Source organism: Venatoribacter cucullus, from assembly GCF_016132445.1.
In the GTDB taxonomy this organism is placed as follows: Bacteria; Pseudomonadota; Gammaproteobacteria; order Pseudomonadales; family Oceanobacteraceae; genus Venatoribacter; species Venatoribacter cucullus.
This window is the reverse complement of sequence record NZ_CP046056.1, coordinates 674,342-694,788: the sequence shown is the minus strand read 5'-3', so window position 1 is coordinate 694,788 and position 20,447 is coordinate 674,342. Positions and strand designations below refer to the sequence as shown.

Annotated in this window: 16 protein-coding genes; 8 read left to right on the top strand and 8 right to left on the bottom strand. The window is 56.3% G+C overall.

What is annotated here, in order from left to right; genetic code table 11:
- Positions 1-11 precede the first annotated feature (11 nt).
- Positions 12-1,103: a redox-regulated ATPase YchF gene (gene ychF, locus GJQ55_RS03430; RefSeq protein ID WP_228346118.1), complete on the top strand. Its 1,092-nt coding sequence runs from the start codon at positions 12-14 to the stop codon at positions 1,101-1,103.
- Between the two features lie 64 nt (positions 1,104-1,167).
- On the opposite strand, the gene GJQ55_RS03425 is transcribed toward ychF, so the two are convergent.
- Complete coding sequence (locus tag GJQ55_RS03425; protein ID WP_228346117.1) at positions 1,168-3,156, bottom strand: methyl-accepting chemotaxis protein; 1,989 nt, start codon at positions 3,154-3,156, stop codon at positions 1,168-1,170.
- Positions 3,157-3,302: 146 nt separating this feature from the next.
- Between GJQ55_RS03425 and GJQ55_RS03420 the strand changes: the two genes are divergently transcribed.
- Both GJQ55_RS03420 and GJQ55_RS03415 read left to right on the top strand, forming a co-directional pair.
- Entirely contained in the window at positions 3,303-3,563 is a 261-nt protein-coding gene (locus GJQ55_RS03420; RefSeq protein ID WP_338149187.1) for an MHYT domain-containing protein, read from the top strand.
- Positions 3,490-4,107: an HD-GYP domain-containing protein gene (locus GJQ55_RS03415; protein WP_228346115.1), complete on the top strand. Its 618-nt coding sequence runs from the start codon at positions 3,490-3,492 to the stop codon at positions 4,105-4,107. Before GJQ55_RS03420 ends, GJQ55_RS03415 begins: the two co-directional genes overlap by 74 nt.
- A 29-nt stretch (positions 4,108-4,136) precedes the next feature.
- Here the strand turns inward: GJQ55_RS03415 and GJQ55_RS03410 are convergent, their stop codons facing one another.
- The 4 genes from GJQ55_RS03410 to GJQ55_RS03395 all read right to left on the bottom strand — a co-directional run bounded on the left by GJQ55_RS03410 (position 4,137) and on the right by GJQ55_RS03395 (position 10,125).
- The gene (locus GJQ55_RS03410; RefSeq protein WP_228346114.1) at positions 4,137-6,275 is read right to left on the bottom strand and encodes a 3-hydroxyacyl-CoA dehydrogenase NAD-binding domain-containing protein; all 2,139 of its coding nucleotides are present in this window, start codon (positions 6,273-6,275) and stop codon (positions 4,137-4,139) included.
- Between the two features lie 32 nt (positions 6,276-6,307).
- Positions 6,308-7,513, bottom strand: coding sequence for an acetyl-CoA C-acetyltransferase (locus GJQ55_RS03405; protein ID WP_228346113.1), 1,206 nt, complete (start codon positions 7,511-7,513; stop codon positions 6,308-6,310).
- 240 nt (positions 7,514-7,753) lie between these two features.
- Entirely contained in the window at positions 7,754-8,890 is a 1,137-nt protein-coding gene (locus GJQ55_RS03400; RefSeq protein ID WP_228346112.1) for an acyl-CoA dehydrogenase family protein, read from the bottom strand.
- A gap of 35 nt (positions 8,891-8,925) precedes the next feature.
- On the bottom strand, positions 8,926-10,125 hold the full coding sequence (locus GJQ55_RS03395) for a CaiB/BaiF CoA transferase family protein (protein ID WP_228346111.1): 1,200 nt from the start codon (positions 10,123-10,125) through the stop codon (positions 8,926-8,928).
- 242 nt (positions 10,126-10,367) lie between these two features.
- On the opposite strand from GJQ55_RS03395, the gene GJQ55_RS03390 reads away from it, so the two are divergent.
- The 3 genes from GJQ55_RS03390 (at position 10,368) to GJQ55_RS03380 (ending at position 13,136) form a co-directional block, all read left to right on the top strand.
- Positions 10,368-11,126, top strand: a complete 759-nt coding sequence (locus GJQ55_RS03390; protein ID WP_228346110.1) for an SDR family oxidoreductase — start codon at positions 10,368-10,370, stop codon at positions 11,124-11,126.
- Positions 11,126-11,461: an MGMT family protein gene (locus tag GJQ55_RS03385; protein ID WP_228346109.1), complete on the top strand. Its 336-nt coding sequence runs from the start codon at positions 11,126-11,128 to the stop codon at positions 11,459-11,461. The genes GJQ55_RS03390 and GJQ55_RS03385 overlap by 1 nt, the downstream gene beginning before the upstream one ends.
- Positions 11,462-11,648: 187 nt before the next feature.
- Complete coding sequence (locus GJQ55_RS03380) at positions 11,649-13,136, top strand: flavin-containing monooxygenase (RefSeq protein WP_228346108.1); 1,488 nt, start codon at positions 11,649-11,651, stop codon at positions 13,134-13,136.
- Positions 13,137-13,201: 65 nt separating this feature from the next.
- On the opposite strand, the gene GJQ55_RS03375 is transcribed toward GJQ55_RS03380, so the two are convergent.
- Genes GJQ55_RS03375 through GJQ55_RS03365 form a run of 3 tightly spaced genes read right to left on the bottom strand, consistent with a single transcriptional unit; the run spans position 13,202 to position 18,084 of the window.
- Complete coding sequence (locus GJQ55_RS03375; protein ID WP_228346107.1) at positions 13,202-15,631, bottom strand: phosphoketolase family protein; 2,430 nt, start codon at positions 15,629-15,631, stop codon at positions 13,202-13,204.
- A 2-nt stretch (positions 15,632-15,633) separates the two neighbouring features.
- On the bottom strand, positions 15,634-16,557 hold the full coding sequence (locus GJQ55_RS03370) for a ribose-phosphate diphosphokinase (protein ID WP_228346106.1): 924 nt from the start codon (positions 16,555-16,557) through the stop codon (positions 15,634-15,636).
- Positions 16,558-16,566: 9 nt separating this feature from the next.
- On the bottom strand, positions 16,567-18,084 hold the full coding sequence (locus GJQ55_RS03365; protein WP_228346105.1) for a thymidine phosphorylase family protein: 1,518 nt from the start codon (positions 18,082-18,084) through the stop codon (positions 16,567-16,569).
- 144 nt (positions 18,085-18,228) lie between these two features.
- Between GJQ55_RS03365 and GJQ55_RS03360 the strand changes: the two genes are divergently transcribed.
- Positions 18,229-19,596, top strand: a complete 1,368-nt coding sequence (locus GJQ55_RS03360) for an MBL fold metallo-hydrolase (protein ID WP_228346104.1) — start codon at positions 18,229-18,231, stop codon at positions 19,594-19,596.
- Positions 19,597-19,599: 3 nt separating this feature from the next.
- Positions 19,600-20,409 carry a PhzF family phenazine biosynthesis protein gene (locus GJQ55_RS03355; protein WP_228346103.1) on the top strand — a complete coding sequence of 270 codons (810 nt, stop codon included), beginning with the start codon at positions 19,600-19,602 and terminating at the stop codon, positions 20,407-20,409.
- The last annotated feature ends 38 nt before the right edge of the window (positions 20,410-20,447 follow it).

The following is a 20,447-nucleotide window of genomic DNA, read 5'->3' as shown; positions in this document are numbered from 1 at the left end:
CAGGACCTGTTATGGGATTCAAATGCGGTATCGTGGGCCTGCCCAACGTGGGTAAATCCACCCTCTTCAACGCCCTGACCAAATCCGGCATTGCGGCCGAAAACTTCCCGTTCTGTACCATTGAACCGAACTCCGGCATCGTACCAATGCCCGACAAGCGGCTGGATGAACTGGCGGCCATTGTAAAACCCGAGCGCGTGGTGCCGACCGCCATGGAATTTGTGGATATCGCCGGTCTGGTGGCAGGCGCCTCCAAGGGCGAAGGCCTGGGTAACCAGTTCCTGGCCAATATCCGTGAAACCGATGCCATTGCCCACGTCGTGCGTTGCTTTGAAGACGACAACGTAATCCACGTGGCCAACCGCGTTAATCCGGCCGACGACATCGACATTATCAATACCGAGCTGATTCTGGCCGATCTCGAATCCTGCGAAAAACAGTACCAGCGCATTGTCCGTATCGCCAAAGGCGGTGACAAAGATGCGGTGGCACAGAAAGCGCTGCTGGAACGTCTGATTCCGCATTTTGAAGCGGGTAAAACCGCGCGCATGCTGGAGCTGAACGATGACGAGCGTAAGTTCGCCCGCACCTTTCATCTGCTGACCATTAAACCGACCATGTATATTGCCAACGTGGCCGAAGACGGTTTTGAGAACAACCCGCACCTGGATACCGTAACGGCGATTGCCGCTTCCGAAGGCGCTTCCGTCGTAGCCGTTTGCAATAAAATCGAAGCGGAAATTGCCGAGCTGGACGACGAAGACAAACTGGAATTCCTGCAGGAAATGGGCATGGAAGAAGCCGGCCTGGACCGGGTTATCCGCTCCGGTTACCAGCTTCTGGGCCTGCAAACTTACTTTACCGCCGGCGTAAAAGAAGTGCGCGCCTGGACCATTAAAGTGGGTGATACCGCACCGCGCGCCGCCGCCGCTATTCACACCGACTTTGAACGTGGTTTTATCCGCGCCGAAGTCATCAGCTATAACGATTTTATTCAGTACAAGGGTGAAAACGGCGCCAAAGAAGCCGGTAAATGGCGTCTGGAAGGCAAGGACTACATCGTTCAGGACGGTGACGTCGTGCATTTCCGCTTTAACGTCTGAAGTGTTGCTAACGCTATAAAAAAAACGGCGGTTTTTACCGCCGTTTTTTTATTCCGCAAAGACATCAATGAGTTTTGAATTCACCCGCCAGATCTTTTAATTCCGTTGCCAGTGCCGACTGATTCTGGGTAACCGAACGTATTTCCATCGCGCCCTGATACGTCTGGGCCGAATCATCACGGATCATTTCCATACTGCGGGCCACTTCCCGGCTTACCGCCACCTGCTCTTCCGAGGCTGTGGCAATTTCCGACGCCATATCAGAAATGCCTTTTACATCGTTAAGAATATCGTCAAAGGTGCGTTCCAGCTCTTTCGACTGCAGCAGTGCTTCATCAGCAATTTTATGGCTGCTTTCAATGGAATGGGTTGCCGTTGCGGCCAGTTCGGTAAAGCTTTCGATAATCTCCTGAATTTTCTGGGTGGAACTGTGGGTTTGCTGGGCCAGCGTGCGTACCTCATCAGCAACCACTGCAAAACCGCGGCCATGCTCACCGGCCCGGGCGGCTTCAATCGCCGCATTCAGCGCCAGCAGATTGGTCTGGTCAGCAACGTTACGGATAACATCAATCACTTCAATCATTGAATCGCTGCGGTGCTGCAGATCCTGCATTAACTGGTCCACACCCTGTACCGATCCGGCCAGACGCTGCACCTGATTGACACTCTGTTTAACGGTTTCTTCCCCCGCTTCGCTCTTTGAGCGCACACTCACGGCCGCATCCGCCACCCGCTGGGTATGCTGGGAAATCTGTTCGGAAGTGGCCGACATTTCTTCCGTCGCCGTTGCTACCTGCTCGACCTGCTGTTGCTGGTGTTCCAGCTGCAGGGCATTTTTACCGGCGGTCATTGCACTTTCTTCCATCGCCGCCGCCAGTTGCAGGCTGGCATTATCGAGCTGGTCCAGGGCGCGGGAAAAAGCCAGAAATAATTCCTGCACTGCCGCCGCCACTTCACCAATTTCATCCAGTGACGATACCGGCACCCGCACCGACAAATCCTTTTCCTGCATCGAGGTGCGGATAACCTTTAATAACCCACCCACCTGGCCGTTGACCTGCGCCGAAATAACCACCGACATCACCACCACCAGCAACACCACCAGAGCCATTAACGCGGTTTCCGTCCATAAATCCGTGGCAGCGGCCTGCTGCAGCTGGACGGCATCAGCCGCAATAATCTGCACCAGCTGTTCTTTGCTGTTATTCAGCACGCTGATACGCACGGTGGCTTGCTGAAACCATTGTGCCGGCGTAATCGCGGCGGCCGCCTGGGGATCATTCAGACGCTGACGGAAACCCTCAAACTGGCGGTTATCGGCGCTGTTGAGTGCGCTGTTCCAGTCGGTCATTTCCTGTTCATACAAAAACAAGGGCACCTGTGCCTGCAGTGATTCCTGTTGCCCCTGCAGGCGGGTAACCGGTAATAAATCCGCCCGCTCGAATGTACCCATTCGGAGGTAGGCAGCACCCCGTGCACGTTCCAGTCCTGCTACTTCTGTCAGGTTGGAAATGGCGGCATAGGCACTCATCCGGCGCTGAATATCCGGCTCCTGCACCGACCGTAATGTACGGCCGGTAAAGGCCATCCCCTGATGAACCAGATCGGTATAGATGCGCAGCGCTTCTGCGCCGCTGATGGCATGAGCCAGCACCTGATTGCGCACCTGGCTGAGCTTCTGCAGCTGTTGCTGAAAATCGGTTAACGCTGACAGCGCCTCGTTGTTCTGCAGCCATTGGGTTAACCCCTGCTGCCAGCCAGACAACACCCGGTCACTGCTCTGGTACTGCGCCTGCAGGGCGGCCGTGGCCTCTGCCGGGGCCTGCCGGCTGGATAAAAACACCGCCGAGCGGCCACGCTCTTTCTGCAATTCCGTTACCACCGGGTCGAGCAGCTGTAATAACGCGGCCTGCTGCTGCAGATGCTGCATCGCCTGATACTGCCCCAGATAACCGTGGGTACGCTCCACAAACAGCATCAGCAACACCAGCATGGCTGGCAAAATAAGAATCAGCAGCTTATGCCGCATGGATAAATTCTGAATAAACTTCATAACAGGCCTCCGGTTTGTGCCGACAGCGTAGAAGAGCCACAACCGCCTGCCATACTTCAGGTTAGGTAGCCCCAATACCGCCAACACTGAACAGTACCGCTGCCCTCTGTATACTGCGACCTATAAAACAGACAGGAGATATCTTGATGACACTGAATGACTGGTTTGTTCCGCCCGGCACCATCAACCACTTACTGCCCATGGAACATAACCACGGCATTGTGCTGTTGTCAGTACTGATCGCCATCCTGACATCGGCCATGGCGCTGCAGATCGCTGGTCTGGCACGCCTGAGCCGCACCCGCAGCACCCGGCACCTGGCCATCGCAACCGGTGCAATTTCACTACGACCCGCTGCTGACCCTGTTGTCCATGCTGCCGGGGCTGGCGGCGGAATACAAAGATAACGAAACCGGTTTGCACGTTATCCGCATGAGCCGTTACACACAATTGTTAGCCCGGGCTGCGGGTTTCAGTGACGCCGATGCTGAACGTATTCTGCACGCCGCGCCCATGCACGATGTGGGAAAAATCGGTATCCCCGATGCCATTTTGCGCAAGCCCGGCAAGCTGGATGCAGACGAATGGCAGGTTATGCAAACCCACGCCGCCATTGGCGGCCGTATTATTGGCCAGCACAGCAGCGGGTTACTGAAAATGGCGCATGATATTGCGGTCAGCCACCATGAAAAATGGGACGGCAGTGGCTACCCGGCCGGTTTAGCCGGTACCGATATTCCGCTGGAAGGCCGCATAGTGGCCATTGCCGATGTGTTCGATGCCCTGACCAGCGAGCGGCCTTACAAAAAAGCCTGGCCGGTAGAACAAGCGGTGCAGTTATTGCGCGACGAAGCGGGTAAACATTTTGATCCGGAACTGGTACCGCTGTTTATTGAATTGCTGCCGCAGGTTCTGCAAATAAAAGAACAGTGGGCGGAAGAGCGGGCCTGAAGCCCGCTCTGCTCCCGCATTTACACTCCTTAATAAAAAGACCGTCCGGCGGCCGCCATATCCCGCACACTTTCCGGTATGCGGAAGCGGTTACCGCAACGCTCAGCCAGAGCATCGGCATTAGCAATAAACGACGCCAGCCCTTCAATGGTTTCAATAAAGGAAATCACCCCACCGGTATGGGCGGCAAAACCCCAGCCAAAAATGGAACCAATATCCATTTCATGGGCGCGGGTAATAACCCCTTCGGCACGGCAATGCAGTGCTTCCACCGCCTGCGCGTACAACAGGCGTTGCTTGACAGTCTCCACGTCCGGTTGTTGTGTTGCGACCGGAAAATGTTCGGCCAGTCCAGTCCACAGCGTTTTTTTCGCGCCTGGCTCAGTTGGGTAGGTATAAAAACCAACGCCGGCTTTTTTACCGATACGCTTTAACTCATGCACCATGGTTTGCACCACGGCATCGCCCGGATGCGGTACATAGGCAGCGCCAAGATCCTGCTGGGTCTGGCGGCCGATGCGGTCCATGAGTTCCAGTGACACCTCATCGCTTAGGGTCAGCGGCCCGACCGGCATACCGGCCAGTTTACCGGCATTTTCAATCAGCGCCGGCGCCACCCCTTCCTGCAATAACGCCATGCCTTCCAACACATAGGTTTTAAATACCCGCGAGGTATAAAAACCGCGGCTGTCGTTTACGGTAATGGGGGTTTTCTTAATTTGCTGAACAAAATCCAGCGCCCAGGCCAGGGTTTGCTGGTTGGTTTGCTGGCCCAGAATAATTTCCACCAGCGGCATTTTATCGACCGGTGAAAAGAAGTGCAGGCCAATAAACTGCGCCGGACGTTTACTCGCTTCGGCCAGCCCGGTAATCGGCAGCGTGGAAGTATTGGAAGCAAAAATTGCGTCGTCTGCCAGCACCGCTTCGGCCCTGGCGGTAACCTCGGCTTTAATGGTGCGCTCTTCAAATACCGCTTCAATCACCAGCTCGCAGCCTTTCAGATCCTTAAAATCCGTAGTAGGCAGAATATGCGCCAGAGTAATGGTGGCTTTTTCAGCCGTCATTTTGCCGCGCGCGACACGCTTTTTCAGCAACTCATCTGAATACGCCTTACCCTTATCCGCGGCGGTCTGAGTGCTATCCAGTAACACCACCTGCATACCGCTGATGGCCGCAGCATAGGCAATACCCGCACCCATCATGCCGGCACCTAAAATACCGATTTTCTGAAACTGTTTTTTATCCACGCCCTGAGGGCGGTTTTTCAGTTTATTGGCATCCTGCAACGCCACAAAGAAGGTGCGGATCATGGCTTTGGCCTGGTCCGACAGCAGTAATTCCGTAAAATACCGCGCTTCAATTTCCAGTGAAGCATCAAAGGGCACCTGACAGCCTTCGTACAGGGCCTGCAGAATTAATTGCGGCGCGCGGTAATTACCCATGCCTTTTTGGCGCAGCATGGCTTCGGCACCCATAAAGACCTGTGCCACTTTTGCTGACTGTACTTCGCCATTTGGCAGTTTAAATTTCTTCTCGTCCCAGGGCTGGACGCAGGCCGCCGGATTGGCCAGCAGCCACTCTTTGGCGGCACTGATTAACTGCTCGGCCGGTACAACGGCATTAATGAAACCGGCCGCCTGGGCTTCTTTGGCTTTCGCCTGTGTGGCCTGCAACAACCAGGGCATCGCCGCCTGAATGCCCAGCATGCGCGCCAGCCGCTGCGTACCGCCACCCCCGGGCAGCAGGCCGAGATTGACTTCCGGAAAACCAAACACCGCTTTCGGGTTGTCGGCCGCAATACGATGGTGGCAGGCCAGCGCCACTTCCATACCACCACCCAATGCGGTGCCGTTCATGGCCGCGACAATGGGTTTACCGCCCTGCTCCATGCGTCGGGTAATGGCATGCAGACTGCGGACAAAATTCAGCACTGTTTCCGCATTCTGCGGCATGGTCTGAATTTCTTTTAAATTGGCACCAACGACAAAATCGGCTTTACCGGATGTTAATACAATGCCTTTTACCGCATCATTGGCCAGTAAATCATCGATGGCTTTGCCCAGTGCCAGCACCGCACTCTGGGCCAGTGAATTGACCGGACCATTGGGATCGTTCCAGGTAAGAACGGCCAGGCCCTGAGCGTCGATTTCCTGTGTAAAAGTACTCATAATCTTTCCTCAAATCGTAAAAGCCAATGCTTTTAAACGCGCTCAATAATCGTGGCCGTCCCCATGCCGCCGCCGACACAGAGATTGATAAGGGCCGTATTCAGATCCCGGCGTTCCAGCTCATCCAGCACGGTGCCTAAAATCATCGCCCCCGTGGCACCCAGCGGATGACCCATGGCGATGGCACCACCATTAACGTTGATTTTGCTGTGGTCGATGTTCAGTTCTTGCATAAACAACAGCACGACCGAGGCAAAAGCTTCGTTCAGTTCCCATAAATCAATATCGCTGGCCTGCATGGCGCCGTTTTTCAGTGCTTTACGCGCTGACGGCGCCGGGCCGGTGAGCATAATGGTAGGTTCGGAACCCACCGAGGCGGCGGCACGGATGCGTGCGCGGGGTTTTAAACCCAGCGCCTGGCCCATTTCTTTGGTACCGATTAATACCGCAGAAGCGCCATCCACAATGCCGGATGAATTACCGGCGTGGTGCACATGATGAATACGCTCTACCTGCGGATACACCTGCTGGGCAATGGCATCAAAGCCCATATTGCCCGGCACCTCAAAGGAAGGTTTAAGCGTCGCCAGCGATTCCAGTGTGGCGTCCGGGCGCATCAGTTCGTCGTGCGCCAGCAGGGTTAAACCAAACTGGTCTTTAACCGGCATAACGGAATTTTTAAAATAACCATTGTCCCAGGCGTGCTTGGCGCGCCGCTGGGATTCCACCGCGTAGGCGTCTACATCGGTACGGGAAAATCCGTGCAGTGTGGCAATTAAATCGGCAGAAATCCCCTGCGGCACGAAGGATAATTTATTAGTCACCGACGGGTCGGTGTAATACGCACCGCCACTGGCACCCATCGGCACCCGTGACATACATTCCACCCCACCGCCAATGGTTAATTGCGCTTCACCGGCCTTCACTTTGGCCGCCGCCATATTCACCGCTTCCAGCCCCGAGGCACAGAAACGGCTGACCACCGTACCGGCACAGGTTTGCGCGTAATCGGCCATTAATACCGCAGTGCGGGCAATATCAGCGCCCTGCTCCATCGCCGGTTCCACACAACCCAGCACCACATCGTCCAGCAGACGGGTATCCAGCTGGTGTCGCTGCTGTAAATCGCGCAATAAGCCGGCCATTAAATTGACCGGGGTTACCACATGCAGACTGCCATCTTTCTTACCTTTGCCGCGCGGGGTTCGGACGGCGTCAAATATATAAGCATCAGTCATTTTTATATCCCTTGTTAACCATCAAGACTGAACCATCAGCGACTTTTCATATTGCCACCGGGTGTATTGTTTTGCTGACAGACCCTCTGCCGCGGGCCTGATTTTATTCCCGATAAAATCAGGCATTCACCCCGTCGTGGGGATCGATGCGGCAGCGGAGCCTGCATGGATGCATTCACGGCGTGTCTGGCAGCAGAATAATGCACCATCATGGTGGCATACTGTTCTGACTGAGATGGTTTAAATCGTCCGCGAAATAATCTCTTTCATAATTTCTGAGGTACCGGCATAAATCCGCTGTACGCGCGAATCAGCCCAGGCGCGCGCCACCGGGTATTCCCACATATAACCGTAACCACCGTGCAGCTGCACGCAGGCGTCAATAATGCGGAACTGCGCTTCCGTGGCCCAGAGTTTTACCGCGGCGGCATCGTCGACACTCAGCTTGCCTTCGCAGTGCAGTTCCAGACAGCGATCCACATAACACTGGGTTACATCCAGTTCGGTGCGTAATTCCGCCAGTTTAAAGCGGGTATTCTGCAGCGCCGCAATCGGCTTACCGAAGGCCTGACGCTCTTTTACGTATTTAACCGTTTCGTCGTAGCAGGCACGGGCTGACGCTACGCCACCGATGGCCACACTTAAACGTTCCTGCGCCAGTTCCTGCATTAAATAAATAAAACCGGCATTTTTCTGGCCCAGCAGGTTCTCTTTCGGTACCCGTACATTGTCGAAAAACAGTTCCGAAGTATCCTGCGCTTTCATTCCCACCTTATTCAGGTTTTTACCGCGGCTGAAACCGGCACGGGTGCCTTCAACCAGAAATAAACTCACGCCTTTAGCGCCAGCGCTGGTGTCGGTTTTACACACCACAATATACAGATCGGCCATCTGGCCGTTGGTAATAAAGGTTTTGGAGCCGTTAATAATGTAGTCGTCGCCATCCGCTACGGCGGTGGTACGCACCCCCGCCAGGTCAGAACCGGTGCCCGGTTCGGTCATGGCAATGGCGGTAATTACTTCACCGGTACAGAGTTTGGGCAACCAGTGTTGTTTTTGTTCTTCACTGCCGTAATGCAGAATATAGGGCGCGGCAATGTCGGAGTGCAGGGAAAAACCCGGGCCGGATGAAAACACATAGGCCTGTTCTTCAATAACGATGGAGGAATAACGAAAATCCACCCCGGAACCGCCGTATTCCACCGGCAGGTGGGTACACAATAAACCGGTCTCACCGGCTTTGTGCCAGGCTTCGCGGGAAATATGCCCCTGCGCTTCCCACTCTTCCCAGTGCGGCTGAATTTCACGCTGCATAAACTTGCGCACATTGTCGCGGAATAAATCGTGTTCTTCGGTGTAGACGTGACGTGGAATCATATTGTTGCTCCTGATTTATTATTTGAATTTACGGGTTAAGAATGTTCAGACGCCGTCCGGATAACACCGACCTGCTGCCATTGCTGAATTTGAGTATCCGTAATCCCCAGGTTCTGCAGGATGCTGACGCTGTGTTCACCCTGCTGCGGGCCAGGCCGGAGATGCTGGGGTTTTGGTTCATTAAAACAGAAAGGCGTCGCCGGGCAGCGCAGGGTTTGCCCCTGTGGCGTGGTCAGGGTTTGCACCATTTCCCGCGCCAGTAATTGCGGATGTTCAAAGGCCTGTTGCGGCGTTAATACCGGAGTAACACAGCAGTCGGTGGCGGCAAATACTTCACGCCAGTGCGCCTGAGGCTGAGCAGCAAAAACTGCTGCTACTTCCGCGCGTAATTGTTCGGCCAGCGGCCCCATATCGTGGTAACGGGTTTTCCAGTCAGGTTGTGCCAAAACGTCGCACAGCTGATGCCAGAATTTCTGTTCCAGCGCGCCCACCGCCATATAGCGGTTATCGGCGGTTTTATAAAGGCTGTAACAGGGGCGCGCACCGGTGAGCATGTCCTGCCCGCGCGGCATGGCTTTGCCCATTAAATTCATGGCGGCCAGCGGAATAACGTTATTGGCAAAGGCGCAGTCGGTCATGGAAATATCCAGATAACTTCCCTCGCCGTGGCGAAAGCGCCCCACCACCGCCGCCAGAATGGCCATGGCCGCACTCAGTGAGCCACCGGCGAGATCGGCAATCTGAAAATTACCCAGCGCCGGTGGCCCGCCGGCTTCACCGCTCTGGTCGAGAATGCCGGCGGTGGCGCAGTAATTCATATCGTGGCCGGCGTTATTGGCCCAGGGGCCGGTCTGGCCAAAGCCGGTGATGGAGCACATCACCAGCTGCGGGTTCACCGCGCACAGACGTTCGTAGCCGAGGCCGAGTTTTTTCATCACCCCGGGGCGAAAGCTTTCCAGCAGAATGTCGGCGCGGGCCACCAGCTGCAGCAGCAACTGATGCCCGTCCGGATGGCTGAGATCAAGGCTCACCGATTCTTTGCCACGGTTCAGAATATGAAACACCGGGCTGGTCAGCCCTTTCGGCATGCCCAGACTGCGGGTGTAATCCCCGGCGTGGGTGTCTTCTATTTTTATTACCCGCGCGCCCATATCCTGCAGGTGCAATGAGCACATTGGGCCAGGCAATAAGCGCGACAAATCCAGCACGGTTAAACCGGCTAATGGCAGAGTCATGCGGGGTCCTCGTTATTGTTATAGGACGTGACGAACCTCAGGCTACCCCTGCCGGCAGCCCGCGGCAATGTGCAAAGCGCGCACAATCATTGGCATAAATGCACATTAAAATTATGACCAGAGCAACAAAATGGTCATTTTTCTGCGCGACATTAATCCAGACAGGGCAAATCAGGCCGGCATTCCTTATAATCGCCGCGTTTTGTGCCAACCGGTGCCTCACATCCTTCAGGAGTTTTGCTATGAATCTGCACAATAAAGTTATTGCTGTTACCGGCGCAGGCCAGGGTCTGGGTCGTGCTATGGCCGTGTATCTGGCCAGCAAGGGCGCGCGTCTGGCCATTATCGATCTGGACGAAAGCCACATGGCGGAAACCCTGCGTCAGGTCGAAGCGGCCGGCAGCACCGGCCGCAGCTACGTTTGCAACGTGGCCAAAGAAGATCAGGTGGAGGCCACTTTCGCCGCTATCAGCGCTGACCTCGGTGGCCTGCATGGCCTGGTGAATAACGCCGGTATTCTGCGCGACGGTCTGATGGTGAAAGTGAAAGACGGTGAAGTCACCAAGATGAGCCTGGCGCAGTGGCAGTCGGTGATCGATGTGAACTTAACCGGTGTATTCCTGTGCGGCCGGGAAGCGGCGGTGCAGATGATCAAGGGCGGCGAAGGCGGCTGCATCATCAATATTTCCAGCATTTCCCGCGCCGGCAACATGGGCCAGAGCAACTACTCGGCCGCCAAAGCCGGTGTCGCCAGCATGGCCGTGGTGTGGGCGAAAGAACTGGCCCGTTACGGCATCCGCGCCAACGCCATTGCGCCGGGCTTTATCGCGACCGAAATGACCGCCAGCATGAAACCGGAAGCGCTGGAAAAAATGACTGCCGGCATTCCGGCCAAGCGCATGGGTGTACCGGATGAAATTGCCCACGCCGTGTCTTTCCTGCTGGAAAACGACTATATGTCGGGCCGCGTGGTCGAAGTCGACGGTGGTCTGCGTCTGTAATGACGAATAGCCACCAGCCTGATACGGCCGCCGTCAGTGCGGCCGAACGGCTGTACACCGTGCTGGCGGCCATTCCCGCCGGTACGGTGGTTACTTACGGACAGCTGGCCGCCTTAGCCGGTTTTCCGCGCCGCGCCCGCTGGGTGGGGCAAATGCTGCAACGGTTGCCGGAAGGCAGCCGCCTGCCCTGGCACCGGGTGATTAACGCCCAGGGGCGCAGCAGTTTTCCGCCCGCCAGCCCGGCTTATGCCCGCCAACTGCAATTACTGCGCGCCGAAGGCGTGGTCATTTCCCCCAGCGGACGCATCGCTCTGCAGCGTCATGGCCTGAACTAACCCCCTGCCAAAACCCAGATTCCACGGGCTTTACTACCCCATCCGCGCTTCCGCCCTACCCACACCGGTAAAAGATGTCAGGGCCGCACCTGTTTTTTTACAGCCGCCTGCCCGACAGTAACGCTCAGAGACTTACTCAGCTCAGCGCAGTGACAACAATAACGACCACACAGCAGCGGAACAGATTATGGCAACTGAATATTTTGACGTTCTTATTATCGGCGCCGGCCTGTCCGGTATTGGTGCCGCCTGTCACCTGAAAAAAGAATTACCGCATAAAACCTTTGCGATTCTGGAAGGCCGCAACGCCAGCGGTGGCACCTGGGATTTGTTCCGTTACCCCGGCATCCGCTCCGATTCCGATATGTTTACCCTGGGCTATGAATTTAAGCCCTGGAACAACAAAAAAGGCATCGCCGATGGTGCCGATATCCGCAATTACATCCGCGAAGCCGCCGCCGAAAATAACGTCGAACCGCACATCCGTTACCAGCAAAAAGTCACCGCGGCACGCTTTAACAGCAGCACCTCACTGTGGACGGTCGACGTACAGCAGGCCGATGGCAGCACGAAAGAATACAGCTGCCACTTTTTACTCAGCTGCACCGGTTATTACAGCTATGAGGAAGGTTTTACACCGGAATTCGCTGGCCGCGACGATTTCAACGGCCAGGTTATTCACCCGCAATTCTGGCCGGAAAATCTCGATTACCAGAATAAAAAAGTCGTGGTCATCGGCAGTGGTGCCACCGCCGTCACCCTGGTGCCGGCCATGACCGACAAAGCCGCGCACATTACCATGCTGCAGCGCTCACCCTCTTATGTATTAACCGTGCCGCAACAGGATGCCATGGTGAAGGTATTACGCGCGCTGTTGCCGCAGAAATGGGCCTACCGCATTATCCGCGGTCGCAACGTTTCTATTACCCTGGGCCTGTTCCGCTTCTGCAAAGGCTTTCCCAATGCCGCCCGGAAATTACTGCAGTGGACGGTAAAAAAACAATTACCGGCCGGTTTCGATATGCAGCACTTTACGCCGAAATATAATCCCTGGGACGAGCGTCTGTGCGCGGTACCGGAGGGCGATATGTTTAAAGCCATTTCCGCCGGTAAAGCCTCGGTGGTGACAGACCATATCGACCGTTTTGTCGAAAACGGCATTCTGCTGAAATCCGGTAAAACGCTGGAGGCCGATATTATTATTACCGCCACCGGCCTGAAGGTGCAGATGCTGGGCAAAATGCAGGTGAGCGTGGATGGTCAGCCGTTCGTGCCAAACCAGAGCATGAGCTACCGCGGGGTGATGTTCGAGAACCTGCCCAATATGGGCATGGTGTTCGGTTACACCAACGCCTCCTGGACCTTAAAAGCGGATCTGATTTCCAGCTATGTCTGCCGTTTGCTGCAGCATATGGATGAGAAAGGCGTACGCCAGGTAACACCGCGCAACCATAACGCCGGTATTAAGCGCCTGCCCTTTATTAACATGCAGTCGGGCTATATTGCCCGGGTAAAAGACCAGATTCCGCAGCAGGGTGACGAACGACCGTGGAAGCTGTATCAGAATTATTTTCTTGATATGACATTGCTGAAGCTGGCCAGTCTGGATGACCCCTCACTGGAATACAGCAACCCGGTTTCCCGGGGCCGCAACCAGCCCAGCGAAGCCGTTTGAGCTGACTGTACGAAGATGGGCGTTTCAGAACGAAGCGCCCGGTCTTACCTGGTCTTATAAATCGTTTACAAGCCATCCGGATAGGGGTGTTTAATCACCTGATACGGATCGCCCTCTCCCTGAATGGCCGCCCATTCTTCCTCACTCAGCCACTGCTGAGGCGGCTGACCAGCCAGGCGCGCCAGCGCCGCCAGCGCATCGGCCCAGGTGCAATGGTTGGCAAAGAGTAACGCTTCGGTATCCAGCGTCCCGCCCTGATTCACATAGCCCAGCGCTACCGTACGCGCCGGCCCCAGATCCAGCAGCCGGGCATGGCCCAACAGTACTTCCGGACGGGTATGGGTTAACAACACCCGGCCCTGTACCCGGGCCGGGAACAGCGATTCCAGTACCGATGCATCGGCCATAATTTCGGCTTCATGGGCATCGCGGGCAATGCGGAAGCGACCCGGTTCGAGCAGATAAATCAGCGAATGCGCTACGCCCCGCTGCTGCAGGCGATCAGACGCTTTCAACGCCTGCTGCAACTGAAACGCCCCGCAGGCCACCAGCTGCAGATCAGCCCCACAATGCCCCCGCACGCAAATAGCGCCATCGCGCACCAGCGCTGCCGCCTGCTTGCCATCCAATACGGTCGGCACCACGGATTTCGGCACCACTAAGTTCCAGACCGTACCGAGGTCGCCATAACAGGCTTTCAGACAGGCCATGGCACTGTTGCCATCGGCCGGGAACACCACCCGCGCCATATCGGACATTTCACCCAGCAAGGCTTCCGCCAGGCTGGGGTCCTGATGGCTCTGTTCGTTTTTGCCGTTTTCCCACAAGTGCGACGTAGAAATAACCGGAATACCCAGCCAGGAAGCCGGATCGTTGGCTTCTTTCTGGTGCCGGGAAAAAATAATGCTTTGCCGCAACGCGCCCAGCATTTTGGTGGAGAACGCTTCGTACGACACCACCATGTTCAGACCGGCCTGATTGGCCAGACAGGCGCTGACCACGGCTTCTTCGTTAAGGGCGGTAATCACCGCACCGTCGACGGCCTCGGCCACCCCGTCTTCCGGATCAGTCACCCGGTGTTTCAGGTGATCGAGGGTCTGGTTCATGCGGTTGGAGCTGAGTTCGTCCGGGTTACCCACCCGCACGCGCAGCTGCGGGTTCACCTCAATCAGGTCAACAAAATAGCCATCGAGCGCCGCCATGGGGGAAATGTTGTCTTTGTGCCAGTGCGGATCGTGGCGGTTCACCGTCACCGCCACTGGCGCAGCCGGGGTTTTTGGTTGCTTCAATTCAGCCACGGCGGCGCGCCATTGTTGCTCATCCTGCCACAGGGCTTTGGCCCCTTTGTGGAAGAAACGCAGCGCCTCAGCATCGCGGCGCGGGTTGCTGCCCAGCGGTAAACCGTGGGCGGCGTTGGTGCCGGCGCCCGGGAAGCCATAGCCCTTGATGGTTTCAGCAATGCAATAGGGCAATGCCACCGGGTAACGGCTGTCACCGCACTGTACCGCCGCCCCCAGGCGCTGTAATTCCTGCTCCATGGCAAAAATGGCGCAGACAAAGGCGGCCGGATCACGGCCATCTATCACAAAGGGCGCAAAGCCCTGATGACGCAGATGTTCCACAAACCACTCAGTGCCGCCCTGCTGGGCAACCGTGGTGCGCTGGTCAATGCGGCGGCCATTGGCAATCATCACCGGGCTGACTAAACCCGTGTCTTCGGCGCGCCACCAGCGCGCCGCCCAGTCGCTGCCGCGCTGTTCTTCAAAGGCGCCATCGCTTAAAAAGGCCACCAGCCGCTCACCGGGTAAGGGCTGATGCACATATTGCAGGCCGGCAAAGCCTAAATAACCACCTTCAATACGGGCGCCGGCGGTGTGTACGTTCACATGGCTGCCCAGCGGCGACAGCGGTTTGCCGTCCGGGCGTACCCGGTAATTGTAAAAATCGCGGGTAAACCGGCTTAACCCGTCATCGTTCAGAGGGTACTGCTGGCGGCGTTCCGACAGTGCGGTGCCGGTGAGTAATTGCAGCGCATCGACGGCGGCCACACAGTGCCCCTGCCCCATCAGCCAGTCGCGCGGCTGGCCGGTTAAGCGGTTCAGCGCCAGCATGCCGGCATAAGCCGGTACCATATTCAGCGAGCCACCGGTGTGGCCCTGCGGATCGCGTTTGAAATCGTCCGGCTGCATATCGCGGCCATCAAGAAATACATTTTTGGCGTAGGTCATGTGCACCACCAGCCACATCGCCTGATTGGTCAGGCAATCCAGCGCGCTGAGCGCCTGGTAACACTCGCCAACGTCAGCAATATGGCCGGCGGCCAGCAGTTCTTCTGCCAGTGCCGCGACCTGTACCTGAGTTTTGTCGCTGTGGCAGATAACGCCGCCGCCAGCCGCCCAGGCAGCAAAACCAGCATGCTGTTCGCGTAACTGGCGCGCGCTGGCAGTCAGCGTCTGCACAGATTCGGGTTGGGTCAGCGTGTGATACAGGTTCATAGTCAGGCTTCCTTCAGATGCTGCAGAATGGTGGGAACCAGCAGCGGGCTGATATCAATGGCATTGGTAGGGTGCGGAATGCAGTTACAGGTAATGACGCCGGCGACCGGGCCAGCCTGCATTTCTTCGGCGGCCGAGGGCAAACCCGCCCCGCCTTCGGCAAATACGGCGTGCACACCGATGCACAAGGGTTTTTGTAAGCCCTGCTGCACCAGTTGCTCGGCGGTGCGCAGCATGGTGTGGCCGGTGGAAATAATGTCATCCACCAGTACCGGCTGATGGCTGGCGTAGCGCTGCACGTCGGGCAGGTCGATGGCCACATCACGGTCACCACTGCGGATTTTGGTTAACACCAGGACGTCACAGCCGGCCTGTTCGGCCACTTCCCGTGCCCACTGCTCACTTTCTTCATCCGGGCCGATGATTACTGGATTATTCACCTGCTGACGCAAATAAGCGGCAATTTCACTGGTGGCATGCAGCGCGGTGGCCGGAATACGGTAGATTTCATTCAGGTGGTGGTAACGGTGCAGATGCGGATCGATGGTGATTAAAAAATCAAAACTCAGGTTGATCAGTTCAGCAAAGTATTTGGAGGTTAAGCATTCGCCCGGCTGAAAACGGATATCCTGACGCATATAGGCCAGATACGGGGTGACCAGGCCAATACGCCGCGCCCCCATATCACGCAGATGGCGGGCCATAAACCACAGTGCCAGCGCTTTTTCACCGGGCTGATGCAGGTGGCACAACACAATAATATCGGCCCCCTGCACATCGGCCGGCACATTAAAATACAGCTCGCCATCGGGAAAATGGCGGCGCTCCAGCGGCAATACCGATACCGGCTGCTGCTGGCTTAATTGTTCTGCCAGGGTACTGGCCAGGGCGGCATGGTCATCCAGGCACAAAATAAAAGCAGGCATAGCGACTCCTTAAACCATGTCGTCTTCGATGCGGATAACATCGGTGTGGCCGTTGAGGAAATCCAGCGCATACGCCAGTTCGCCCGGCGCTTCTGCGTACAGGGTAAACAGCGGATCGCCGGCCTGAACCTGATCACCCAGCGCTACATGAAGATCCATGCCGGCACTACGGGCGTTCGGGGCACCGGCCAGCGACGCCAGCCGGGCCAAAAAGCGATTATTGAAATAGGCGACGACGCCGGTCCGTTCGGCGCGGATAACGTGGCTGTAATCGGCCAGTTGCGGCTCATTAAAGCCCCCCTGGGCCAGACAGATGGCTTCAAACCTGGCCATGGCCTGACCGGATAACAGGGTACTCTGGGCCAGCGCATAGCCTTGCCCGGGCGCGGCTTTATCGCCCATTTCCAGTAACACACCGGCTAATTGCAGCGATTTTTCGCGCAGATCCTGCGGTGCATGGCCATCGTTACGTAATACCTGTAATACATCGCGGGCTTCCAGCGCCGGGCCGATACCCCGGCCAATCGGCTGGCTGCCATCGGTAATGACCGTGCGCACATCCAATCCCAGCGCTGCGCCGGTTTGTTCGAGCAGGTGTTTCAGGGTTTGCGCAGTGGCTTGTGAGCGTACTTTGGCGGTTGGCCCCACCGGAATATCAATTAATACCTGCTTTGAGCCGGCGGCCACTTTTTTCGAAATCACCGACGCTACCAGCTGCCCTTCGCTATCCAAATCAAGCGCCCGTTCGACGCGGATCACAATGTCATCCGTGGGGCTGAGGCTGACAGAACCGCCCCAGGCCAGGCACGCACCCTGTTGTTCGACCACCGCCTGCATACGGGCAAAGTCGAGAGTGACCGGCGTCATCACTTCCATGGTGTCGGCGGTGCCGGCCGGCGAGGTAATGGCGCGGCTGGAGGTTTTTGGCATCAGCAAATCATTGGCCGCCACAATGGCGACCACAACGGGCGTGGTACGGTTACCCGGCAGCCCGCCCACACAGTGTTTATCCAGCACCTTATCCTGCTCCCAGTCGAAGCGCTGACCACTGTCGACCATGGCTCGGGTGATGGCGATGGTTTCATCCAGGTTAAGGCGGTCGCCGGCGCAGGAAGTGACAAAAGCGGATAACTGAATGTCGGAATAATGGCCGGCTTTGATATCGGCAATGATGGCGCTGGCGGCTTCCTGAGTAAAACGCTGACCGTAAATTTTGCCGCGCACAAAGGACATAGAGTCCACCGGCCGGGCGTGACGGAACCAGGCCTGCTCACCATCGGCCGGGCATCCCAGCAGGTGCCAGGTCGCTTCGGAGATACCGGCTTCCTGATGCGACAGCAGGTCGCTGCACACCAGCACCAGGGTGGCGATGGTCTGATGACTGGCGGTGCTGATCTGCACCCGGCTGTGGGCGTAAAAACCTTCCGACATTGCCACATGACAGTCCTGACGCATATACACCACCGGTTCCTGATGGGTATTAATGCCCAACCGGCGCAGATGCAGATAATCGAACAGTGTTTCCATAAGTTCTCCAGAAAGTGCTACCGAGTGTAGTCAGCCGCTGCCCAAAACGCCTTGCGGTACATCAACGAACCTACGGTGGTGGTTTCCCATTGGCGGCCACGTCTGCCAGAATGAAAACGATTTTAACGGTTCAGGGAATTCAGAATGAACAAACCTTTTCAGGTTCAGTTTATTGGCGCCACCGGTACAGTAACCGGTTCCAAATATCTGGTGACTTATGATCGTCACCGTCTGTTGATTGATTGTGGCTTATTTCAGGGCATTAAAAACGTCCGCAAACGTAACTGGGCTGAATTACCCTTTCCCGCCGATCAGATTGATGCCGTGCTGTTAACCCATGCCCATATCGACCATTCCGGTTTTTTACCGGCCTTGATGCGGCGCGGTTTTCATGGCCCGGTGTACAGCAGTAAAGCCACGCACATGCTGTGCAAAGTCTTGCTGCCGGATGCCGGCTACCTGCAGGAAGAAGATGCGCGTTACGCCAATAAAAAGAAATTCAGCAAACACGAACCGGCGGAACCCTTATACACCGAAGAAGATGCCCGCAAAGTATTAAAACAATTCAAAGATATTGAGCGCGGTGAAGTGCTGCATTTGCCCGGTGGTATGACCGCGACTTTTACCCCCACCGGCCACATTCTCGGCGCCTGCGCCATCCGGCTGGAATATCAGGGTAAAAGCATTACCTTCAGCGGTGATGTTGGCCGCTGCAATGACGCCATTATGTATCCACCGGAACCGCTGCAGGAAACCGATTATCTGGTGGTGGAATCCACTTACGGCGACCGCTTGCATAAAGAAATGGATGCCGAAGAAGCCATTGCCGATGTGATTAACCGTACCGTAAAACGCGGTGGCATTGTGCTGATGCCGGCCTTTGCGGTCGGGCGGGCACAATTAATTCTGCATTATATTCAGCGCTTGCGTGACCAGCAGCGTATTCCGAATATTCCGGTGTTTCTGAACAGCCCGATGGCCATCCGCGCCACCAATATTTTCTTCGACCTGCACGAGCAGCATAAACTCACTGAGGAAGACTGCGCGCGCATGGATGATATGACCATTTATGTGAAAACCACCGAAGAATCCATTGAACTGATGAGCCGCAAAGAACCCTGCGTAATCATTTCTGCCAGCGGCATGGCCAGTGGCGGGCGCGTACTGCACCACCTGAAAGCCCTGGTCGGCAGCCCGCGTAACAGCGTTCTGTTTTTGGGTTATCAGGCCCAGGGTACCCGGGGTGCCAGTCTGATTAACGGTGCCGAGGCGATTAAAATTCACGGTGAATACCATTCCGTGCAGGCTGAAATTGCCAATCTGGATGCTCTGTCCAGCCATGGCGATTACCGCGAAATCTGCAACTGGCTGAAACAGATGCCGGGCCATCCGCGTAAGGTGTTTATCACTCATGGTGAAGCAGGCGCCGCCGACTGCATGCGCCAGCATCTTAAGCAGGCCTTTGGCTGGGAAGCTGAAGTCCCGGAATACCTTGATACTGTGGAGCTTTAACCGATGCCGGAGCTCCCGCTATACCAGATTGATGCATTTATCCGCCCGGGGGTTTCCGGATTCAGCGGTAATCCGGCGGCTGTCGTGTCGCTGACGCAATGGCTTAGTGACACGCAGATGCAGGCAATTGCTGCGGAAAATAATCTGTCGGAAACCGCGTTTTATGTGCGTCAGGCTGATGGTCGCTATTACATCCGCTGGTTCACACCAACGACGGAAGTGGATTTATGCGGCCACGCAACCCTTGCGGCAGCCCACGTTATCCGGGCAGACCAGCCGTACGAAAATGAATGGTTGTTCGACTGTCAGGCCGGCGAACTCTGCGTACGCGCCCATGGCGCTGACTTACAACTGGATTTTCCGGCCCGCCCCGCCCGGATTCTGCAGAATGACACACTGCAACGGCAGCTGGAGCAATGGCTGGGCGTACCGGTAGTCGCTATGGCACAAGCACGCGATCTGATTGTCGAGCTGGAATCGGCCGACGCTGTACGCACCTGTGAGCCGGATTTTTCTGCGTTGGCAGAACTTGATGTGTTTGCCATTGCGATTACTGCCCGCTGCGATGCTCCGGATTACGACTTTGTCAGCCGCTTTTTCGCACCCCGTCAGGGCATTGGTGAAGATCCGGTTACCGGTTCTTCGTTCTGCTCGCTGGCCCCCTATTGGACGGAGCGACTGCAGAAAACCACTCTGCGTGCCTGGCAGTGCTCTGCCCGTGGTGGCGATATTGGCCTTGTTCTGCATAACGGACGGGTACTGATCAGCGGCCGGACGTTTGCCTATCTGAGCGGACATATTCATCTGCCATGACGGCCACCACAGGCTGAGCTATAGTGAGTCGGCCTGAC

What these genes read in the sequence shown, in the direction of transcription:
- GJQ55_RS03405 (WP_228346113.1), bottom strand. Translation starts at nt 7,513, where the DNA reads ATGACTGATGCTTATATATTTGACGCCGTCCGAACCCCGCGCGGCAAA.
- GJQ55_RS03420 (WP_338149187.1), top strand. Translation starts at nt 3,303, where the DNA reads ATGACACTGAATGACTGGTTTGTTCCGCCCGGCACCATCAACCACTTA.
- GJQ55_RS03365 (WP_228346105.1), bottom strand. Translation starts at nt 18,084, where the DNA reads ATGGAAACACTGTTCGATTATCTGCATCTGCGCCGGTTGGGCATTAAT.
- ychF (WP_228346118.1), top strand. Translation starts at nt 12, where the DNA reads ATGGGATTCAAATGCGGTATCGTGGGCCTGCCCAACGTGGGTAAATCC.
- GJQ55_RS03390 (WP_228346110.1), top strand. Translation starts at nt 10,368, where the DNA reads ATGAATCTGCACAATAAAGTTATTGCTGTTACCGGCGCAGGCCAGGGT.
- GJQ55_RS03380 (WP_228346108.1), top strand. Translation starts at nt 11,649, where the DNA reads ATGGCAACTGAATATTTTGACGTTCTTATTATCGGCGCCGGCCTGTCC.
- GJQ55_RS03370 (WP_228346106.1), bottom strand. Translation starts at nt 16,557, where the DNA reads ATGCCTGCTTTTATTTTGTGCCTGGATGACCATGCCGCCCTGGCCAGT.
- GJQ55_RS03385 (WP_228346109.1), top strand. Translation starts at nt 11,126, where the DNA reads ATGACGAATAGCCACCAGCCTGATACGGCCGCCGTCAGTGCGGCCGAA.
- GJQ55_RS03400 (WP_228346112.1), bottom strand. Translation starts at nt 8,890, where the DNA reads ATGATTCCACGTCACGTCTACACCGAAGAACACGATTTATTCCGCGAC.
- GJQ55_RS03360 (WP_228346104.1), top strand. Translation starts at nt 18,229, where the DNA reads ATGAACAAACCTTTTCAGGTTCAGTTTATTGGCGCCACCGGTACAGTA.
- GJQ55_RS03410 (WP_228346114.1), bottom strand. Translation starts at nt 6,275, where the DNA reads ATGAGTACTTTTACACAGGAAATCGACGCTCAGGGCCTGGCCGTTCTT.
- GJQ55_RS03395 (WP_228346111.1), bottom strand. Translation starts at nt 10,125, where the DNA reads ATGACTCTGCCATTAGCCGGTTTAACCGTGCTGGATTTGTCGCGCTTA.
- GJQ55_RS03375 (WP_228346107.1), bottom strand. Translation starts at nt 15,631, where the DNA reads ATGAACCTGTATCACACGCTGACCCAACCCGAATCTGTGCAGACGCTG.
- GJQ55_RS03355 (WP_228346103.1), top strand. Translation starts at nt 19,600, where the DNA reads ATGCCGGAGCTCCCGCTATACCAGATTGATGCATTTATCCGCCCGGGG.
- GJQ55_RS03425 (WP_228346117.1), bottom strand. Translation starts at nt 3,156, where the DNA reads ATGAAGTTTATTCAGAATTTATCCATGCGGCATAAGCTGCTGATTCTT.